Raw genomic sequence first — 7,938 nt, 5'->3', positions numbered from 1 at the left:
GCTCACGCCGTTTGTACGTAACCCCTTCAGCTTGTACTCTTGTATAAAATTCCTCAAAACCTTTCCCGAAGGCTCTAACATCAGTATAAAAAATCGTTACATTTGCTCCAGGCAGTTTTTCCCTGACTAAATGCGCCTGCTTTGCAGTGTACATACAGCACACTCTTGAGCAGTATTGATTACCATCTTTCTCGCGCGAGCCCACGCATTGTATGAAAACTACATTCTTTGGTTTTTTACCGTTAACTGTAATCTCGCCTTTAGTAGGCCCAGAAGCGTTACAGAGTCTTTCAAATTCTAGCCCAGTAATAACGTTTTTACCGTTATAACCGTATTCTGGTCTTAACTTGGGATCAAGTGTATCATAGCCTGTAGCTACCAGTATTGTACCTACTTCCAATTCAATAATTTCCTCTTTTTGATCGAAGTTTATAGCGTTTGCAGGACAGGCTTTTTTGCACAAAAGCTCTTTACCGCACTTGCCTTTTGTAAGATATAAACAATGCTCAGGATCAATTACATATTTTAAAGGCACTGCCTGCGGGAACGGTATGTAGACCGCGCCCCTCTTACCAAGACCGAGATCAAACTCGTTAGGGATTCTATCTTTGAGCCTACATGCATTTGCACATTCGCCGCAGCCTACACATCTATTCTCGTCGATATAACGTGGTCTCTTTCTGACTTTAACTTTGAAATTACCAATATAGCCCTGGACATCAACGAGCTCAGCATAAGTTATTAGCTCTATATTCTCATTCCTTGCAACTTCTACCATTTTAGGTGTGAGTATGCAAGCAGAGCAGTCTAAAGTGGGGAATGTTTTATCTAGCTGAGCCATCCTACCACCTATGCTGGGCGAAGATTCTACTAAATAAGTTTTAAATCCTTTATCTCCTAAATCTAAAGCTGCTTGAATACCTGCTACACCGCCACCAAGCACAAGCGCTTTTGGTATAACTGGTACTTCTTTTTTCTGGAGCAGCTCTAATAAAGAAGCTCTAGCTATCGCTGCTTTTACGAGTGCCAACGCTTTCTCAGTAGCTCTTTCTTTATCTTGATGAACCCAAGAGCAGTGCTCTCTAATATTAGCCATTTCAAAACAATATTGATTTAAGCCTGCTTCTTCACATGCATTTCTAAAAGTAGGCTCGTGCATGCGCGGTGAGCAGGAAGCCACTACAACTCTATCTAACTTTAATTCTTTAATATCTTTTTTTATAAGCTCTTGTCCCGGCTCTGAGCACATGTATTTGTAGTATTTAGCAGCAGCTACATTTTCTAATTTCCCAAGCTCTTCTACAACCTTAGGCACATCAACAGTACTAGCAATATTGATACCGCATTCGCAGATATATACGCCGATCCTTGGTTTTGACTCAGCCATTTTTTCTCATTGTTTTTTGTTAATAGAAAATATTCATCTATAAAATTATCAATTTTCTTCTTCTTAAGCGTTCGTCAAACCGCTTTTTTATCACGCTTTTTCTTTACGAGCCAAGAGTATTGCTTAAAGCCGAAGTCCCAATTCTACCTGAAGCCTTTAGCCTTTTTCATTAATTCATCTAAACAATCTAAAAGATTTGCCATCTCCTTTAATTCTCTCTCTGTGATTGTGTAATATTCGTGTGAAATTAAATTTCTCAAAAATATAAGTCTCTTAATATTTTCTAGAGTCTTGTTGCCTATTATTTTCTCGTTATATAAGAATTCAAATATCTCTCTGTATTTAGACGGATATCCTAGTCTTTTTTCAGAAACGATCAGCTCTCCTAAATCTATTGTTGCATTAACTGCCTGAAAGCATTCCATTGCGAGTGCACTAAAAACCAAATAATTGGATAAATCTTGCTTGCTAAGTTCTTTTGCTTTTCTTTTATGTTTTTCTATTCGTGATATTGCTGAAGCTAATCTTATCATGCTAATATCTTCTTGCTCATTCTTTCATACAAATAGGACATTTCCAAATAATCTCTTAACACTTCTCTTCTTATTTCCGAAAAAAATTTCTCATCTCTAATGAAAAGTGTCTTCCCGTGCTTCAATACTTCAAACTGTATATATAGCGGTAATTTATGGAAATTTACAACATCAAAAACATTTGAAGAGAAACTTGCTATGTCGGCTTCTACAGTTTTATCTGGGTTTTTCACTATGACAGCTATGTCTATATCAGAAAGAGGTTTCAATTTCTTCTTTGCATACGAGCCAAATAAGATTATTCCTGCAACTTTTGGATGTTTTTTTATGTCTTTTACAAGAACGGTTATCCCCTTTCTCATATTTATTACCCGATTGGTTGCTTATTGTAAATATGTCAGTTGTAATTTAAATAATTTTGCTACCGAGACTAATGTTGAGTTATTTCTTTTTTAGATACTCGTCAATAGCTCTTGCTGCTTTCTTACCTGCGCCCATCGCCGAGATAACAGTTGCAGCGCCTGTAACGATATCGCCGCCTGCAAAAATTTTCTCTCTGCTTGTCCTCCCGTTTTCATCAGTAACAATATTACCATGTTTTCCAAGCTCAAGACCTTTTGTAGTTCTTGGTATTAAGGGATTAGGGCTCTGCCCTATTGCAATAACAACAGTATCTATTTCCATTATAAAATTAGAGCCTTCGATCGGGATAGGCCTTTTTCTTCCTGACTCGTCAGGCTCTCCAAGCTTCATCTGGATGCATTCCATTTTCTTCACTCTACCTTGAGCATCGCCGTAGAATTTTACAGGGTTAGTAAGCAGCATAAACCTAACACCTTCTTCTTTTGCTCTAAGCACTTCTTCTTTACGTGCAGGCATCTCTTCTTCACTACGCCTATAAACTATCCAAACATATTCTGCACCCATTCTAAGTGCGCATCTTGCGCTGTCCATAGCTACATTGCCTGCACCTATAACCGCTACCCTCTTACCTACCTTTACAGGCGTGTCGTATTCCGGGAATTTATAAGCACTCATTAAGTTAACTCTTGTAAGGAACTCGTTCGCAGAATAGATGCAGCTAAGATTCTCGCCTTCTATACCCAGAAACATAGGCAGGCCTGCACCTGTACCGATAAAAATAGCATCAAATTCTTGCAAAAGCTCGTCCACAGAAATTGACTTTCCAACAACCATATTAGTTTGAATCTCAACACCCAATTTCTTCACATAGTCTACTTCCGCATCTACAACTGCTTTAGGTAATCTAAATTCAGGTATTCCATACCTTAATACCCCGCCTGTTTTGTGAAGAGATTCGAATATCGTTACTGAATGGCCGAGTTTAGCTAGTTCTGCAGCGCAGGTTAAGCCTGCAGGACCAGAGCCTATAACTGCAATTCTTTTATTTGTCTTTTTTGTGATCACGGGCTCTTTTATTCCTTTAGCACGCTCCCAGTCTGCAGCAAACCGCTCTAATCTACCTATAGCTACAGGCTCAAATTTTTTACCAAGTACACAGAGCTCTTCGCATTGCGTTTCTTGAGGACATACCCTACCGCAGATAGCAGGAAGAGCATTTTTTTCTTTTAGCTTGTCTATTGCTCCTTGAAAATCTTTATCTTTTATTAACTTGATAAATCCCGGGATATCTATTTCTACAGGACAGCCTTTTACGCATTCTGGCTTTTTACACTGCAAGCATCTGGTCGCTTCTAAGACTGCAAGCTCGTTATCATACCCAAGTGCAACTTCATTAAAATTTTTTATTCTTTCTTTAGGCTCTTGCTCAGGCATTTTAGTTCTAGGTATAACTTTTGCCATTTTACTTACCTTGATATCTTTCTAGCGCGTTCTTCTCCTCGTCAAGATAAACTTTTAATCTATTCATTAGCAAATCAAAGTCTACTAGATGAGCATCAAACTCAGGGCCGTCAACGCATGCGAATTTTGTTTTACCGCCCACACTGCATCTGCAAGCACCGCACATGCCAGTACCATCGACCATAATCGGATTCAGCGAAACGATAGTTTTTACTTTAAAAGGCTGAGTAGTTTTAGCAACGAATTTCATCATTATAGGAGGGCCTATAGCTATTACTCTATCAATTTTTTCACGCTCTAATATTTCTTTCAGAGGCTCTGTGACAACACCTTTTCTCCTATAGCTACCATCATCAGTTGTGATAAGGAGCTCATCGCTAACTTCTTTCACCTTTTGCTCCCAGAACAGTAAATCTTTACTTCTCGCGCCGATTATTGAAATTATTCGATTGCCTTTTTCTTTTAGCGCTCTTGCAATTGGATAGATAGGCGCTATGCCGACGCCACCTCCAACACAAATCACAGTACCAAAATTTTCAATCTCAGAAGGGTTGCCGAGAGGCCCAATAAGATCTAATATTTCATCGCCAACTTCTAATTTACCAAGCTGATAGGTACTCTTACCAACCTCTTGAACAACAATTGTAATAATTCCGTTTTCTCTATTGTAATCTGCAATTGTAAGTGGAATGCGCTCACCCTGCTCATCAATTCTCAAAATCACAAACTGCCCGGGTAAGCATTTCTTTGCAATCAGCGGAGCTTCTAAATCAAATAATTTAGTGTTAGTAGCAAGCTGTTCTTTTTTGATTGTTCTAGCCATATAAAATAGAATATTATTGGAAGTTTATAGTAATTTCTGATTTTTCTATACCCATCCTCTAAGCTTCATAGCTTCCGCAACTCTGTTCACAGAAACCATATAAGCAGCAGTTCTATTATCTACTTTGTGCTTTTCAGCCATTTCCAGAACATCTCTGAAAGCTTTTACCATCTTCTTCTCAAGTTTGTCATGAACTTCTTGCTCTTCCCAATAATAACCATAAGTATTTTGAACCCATTCAAAATAAGATACAGTTACGCCACCTGCGTTTGCAAGAAAGTCTGGGACAACGAATATTTTGTTCTTGTATAGAATTTTATCTGCTTCTGGAGTTGTAGGACCGTTTGCAAGCTCTAATAGTATTTTTGCTTTTATTCGTGCTGCATTCTTCTCTGTAATAACATTTTCAAGCGCTGCGGGGATAAGCACGTCTACTTTCAGCTCAAGAAGCTCTTCATTAGATATTGTCTTAGTTTCTTTAAAGCCAATAACGCTTTTTGTCTTTTCCTTATGCTCAAGAACTGCTCTCCAGTCCAAACCTTTCTCACTGTAAATGCCACCTTTGGAATCGCTTATAGCAACTATTTTAGAGCCGAAAAGCTCAGTAACAAGCTTAGCAGCGAACTGGCCTGCGTTACCATAACCTTGAATGGCTACAGTTGCTTTTTTCAAATCCAGACCTAAATGCTTAGCAGCCTCTTTTAAAATATACATTCCACCGCGTGCAGTTGCATCACCTCTTCCTGCTGAGCCGCCAAGCGGTATTGGCTTGCCTGTGATCATTCCTGGTACATTATAGCCTTTGAGCTTGCTGAATTCGTCCATCATCCAAGCCATTACCTGGGGATTTGTATAAACATCAGGCGCTGGAATGTCTTTCTCAGGCCCTATAAATGAGCTAATAGCTCTGATATAGCCCCTGCTTAATCTTTCTAGCTCACCCTGAGACATTTCTTTGGGATTGCATATAACACCACCTTTTCCGCCACCGTATGGTATATCAACGATGGCGCATTTCCAAGTCATCCATGCGGCGAGCGCTTTTACAGTATCAATAGTCTCTGCTGGATGATACCTTATACCGCCTTTGCAAGGTCCTCGGGCATCGTTATACTGCACTCTAAATCCCTGAAATACTTTTACTTTACCGTTATCCATCCTTACAGGTATGCTCACCTGTATTATCCGCATAGGCTCTCTTAGAATAGCATGCACCTGTGGATCTAATCCTAAGTTCTTAGCACAGATATCAAGTTGCTTTTGCGCTACTTCAAATGGGTTTGCTTCTTCAGCCATAATCTCAGCCGATAAAGGAGATAGTTTTTACATAAGAAATATTTTTCCGGAGCCGGGTTAGCACGAGATGATAGATAATAGTTAAATATTCTCAAATTTTATAGTTTTGACGCAAAATCCTCAATTTTTACGATTAACGAAGCTATAAATATTTTCTATTCCGGTCTTAGATCCCTTGGTAATGGTCTGTAGCACTACCTATATAAGCAGCTCTTTTCTTTGCGTTTTCTAGTTTGGTTTTTAATTATATCTTACTACTCAATGCCTAACTTTCTCCATTTTGATCTTGCTGTTATAATTTCAGGCGCTAGAAAACCAATTTGAAATTTTTGCGCTAAAGTAAATTCCCAAGGCTTGCGAGGTAGTTTAGTTGTAAGGTTACTGAGCACAAGCCTTATATTAGCAATATTTTCTCTTCTAACATTCTCTAGCTCTATGAAATGAACCATTCCTGAATGCGTTATTTTAGCGTCGTAAAGGTCTATGATAAACTCAGAAGGCTCTTTAATTACGAATCTAAAAGTATATGCAAATTTGGGTAGTGGAACGAGCACCATTATTTGAGTGTAATGCTTTTGAATCTGCTCGCGCTCAAACTTAAATTTTAGCTCCTCAAGAGATTCTCTTAATAAAGGAGCGAGAGTTTGTGCGCTGAAAGAGCTCGGTAGTCGGATCACAAAATGAGATATAGTAAAAAGAATAGATATAAATATTGGTGTTGTAGATTTAGAGAGGAATGGTCAATTTGATTATCTATCGAACACCGCAATGCGACCCTAGAAAATGCACTGCACTAAAACTTGCTAGATTCGGATATGCAGAATTAATAAAAAGCCCTAAATACTTGCCTTCAAACGCTGTTCTTCTAGACCCTACTGCAGAGAGAGCTTTCTCAAAAGAAGATCTGCTCTCTATAAAAAAGCATGGTCTCGTAGCACTCGACTGCTCTTGGGAAAAGGCTGAGAAAACATTTGAAAAGTTTGGCAAGCGCATGAAAAGAAGGGCTCTGCCTTATTTGCTTGCAAGCAATCCTGTAAATTACGGCAAGCCTGCGAAACTAACCACTCTTGAGGCTTTTGCAGCTTGTTTGTATATTTTAGGCTATAAACAGGAAGCTGATAAAATTTTAAAAATTTACACTTGGGGCGAGGAATTTTTAGAACTTAACAAACAGCCGTTAGAAGAGTACAGTAAAACATTAACTAGTAAAGAGATTATAGAAGTGCAGAAAAAATTTATCACTTAATTTTCATAGTGAGTCTTATCTTTCTGCCCATACTATCTGCAAGTCTTAAAGGCTCTGGGATTCTTGAAATAGAGAAATGCCTTACAATTTTTAGAGCTGTTGCTAAAGAAACTTTGTTGCCCGGAGATACGTAAATCGGTTTTGCATAAGTAGCGCTTTTTAAGCAGAAGCCAACGACCCTCTTTTTATAGAATATTTTAGAGCTTTCACCTACTTTCAAAGGCATTCTTTCAACCTTTCCGCAGAGCAGAGTTTTAGCTACACCAATGGTTGGAATATTCATAACAACTCCCACATGACTTGCTATCCCTATACCTAAAGGATGAAGTATTCCATTGCCGTCTATCATTAAAATATCAGGCTTTTTTATTAACTTGTTCACAACCTCTTTTATTGCAGGAAGCTCTCTAAACGCAAGATAAGTTGGAATATATGGGAAATTAACTTTTTTCTTGACTATTCTGACTCCCAAAATTTTTTTAGTTCTGTAATCAAAAGTAGCGCAGGCAGCAGTACCAGAATTATTATAATAACTCACATCTACCCCGCCTATAACATCTAATTTTTTAAATCTATCTTCTAATATTACTCTGCGCGCAAGCTTTTTTTGCAAAGCTCTTAGCTTTTTCAGGGGGTAACTTGTTTTGAAATTTCTAAAAATTATTTCTCTAAAGTTTTTTATTTTGTAATTTTCTATTTTAATGCCTTCGCTTCTGAGCAACGAGGCTTTTTTATCGACTCCAAACTTATAACCGCCAAGTTCGCCACTCTGATGCACCACTCTATGACATGGTATTATAATAGGCTTAGGATTTTCGTTAAGTATTCT

Annotated in this window: 9 protein-coding genes; 1 reads left to right on the top strand and 8 read right to left on the bottom strand. The window is 38.3% G+C overall.

The annotated features are described in order from the left end of the window. The 7 genes from QMD21_02225 to QMD21_02195 all read right to left on the bottom strand — a co-directional run. On the bottom strand, positions 1–1,387 hold a 1,387-nt coding region (locus QMD21_02225), incomplete at its 3' end, for a CoB--CoM heterodisulfide reductase iron-sulfur subunit A family protein (GenBank protein MDI6855588.1). 143 nt (positions 1,388–1,530) lie between these two features. Further along, positions 1,531–1,920, bottom strand: coding sequence for a DUF86 domain-containing protein (locus tag QMD21_02220; protein ID MDI6855587.1), 390 nt, complete (start codon positions 1,918–1,920; stop codon positions 1,531–1,533). Next, on the bottom strand, positions 1,917–2,282 hold the full coding sequence (locus tag QMD21_02215; GenBank protein MDI6855586.1) for a nucleotidyltransferase domain-containing protein: 366 nt from the start codon (positions 2,280–2,282) through the stop codon (positions 1,917–1,919). The genes QMD21_02220 and QMD21_02215 overlap by 4 nt, the downstream gene beginning before the upstream one ends. A gap of 79 nt (positions 2,283–2,361) precedes the next feature. Then, complete coding sequence (gene gltA / locus QMD21_02210) at positions 2,362–3,744, bottom strand: NADPH-dependent glutamate synthase (GenBank protein ID MDI6855585.1); 1,383 nt, start codon at positions 3,742–3,744, stop codon at positions 2,362–2,364. Between the two features lies 1 nt (position 3,745). Then, positions 3,746–4,567 (bottom strand): sulfide/dihydroorotate dehydrogenase-like FAD/NAD-binding protein, encoded by an 822-nt coding sequence (locus QMD21_02205; protein ID MDI6855584.1) that lies wholly within the window; start codon positions 4,565–4,567, stop codon positions 3,746–3,748. Positions 4,568–4,612: 45 nt separating this feature from the next. Next, complete coding sequence (locus QMD21_02200; protein ID MDI6855583.1) at positions 4,613–5,863, bottom strand: Glu/Leu/Phe/Val dehydrogenase; 1,251 nt, start codon at positions 5,861–5,863, stop codon at positions 4,613–4,615. 254 nt (positions 5,864–6,117) lie between these two features. After that, the gene (locus tag QMD21_02195; protein ID MDI6855582.1) at positions 6,118–6,540 is read right to left on the bottom strand and encodes a hypothetical protein; all 423 of its coding nucleotides are present in this window, start codon (positions 6,538–6,540) and stop codon (positions 6,118–6,120) included. A 59-nt stretch (positions 6,541–6,599) separates the two neighbouring features. Here QMD21_02195 and QMD21_02190 point away from each other — a divergent pair, with 59 nt between their 5' ends. Then, positions 6,600–7,109 carry a DUF367 family protein gene (locus QMD21_02190; GenBank protein ID MDI6855581.1) on the top strand — a complete coding sequence of 170 codons (510 nt, stop codon included), beginning with the start codon at positions 6,600–6,602 and terminating at the stop codon, positions 7,107–7,109. Here QMD21_02190 and QMD21_02185 read toward each other — a convergent pair. Beyond that, positions 7,102–7,938, bottom strand: an 837-nt coding sequence (locus QMD21_02185) for an endonuclease V (GenBank protein ID MDI6855580.1), incomplete at its 5' end; no start/stop codon positions are given. The two genes, QMD21_02190 and QMD21_02185, sit on opposite strands and share 8 nt — an antisense overlap.

The organism is Candidatus Thermoplasmatota archaeon, assembly GCA_030018475.1.
In the GTDB taxonomy this organism is placed as follows: Archaea; Thermoplasmatota; JASEFT01; order JASEFT01; family JASEFT01; genus JASEFT01.
Note: the sequence above shows the minus strand (reverse complement) of the source record. Positions and strands in the feature narration are given on the sequence as shown.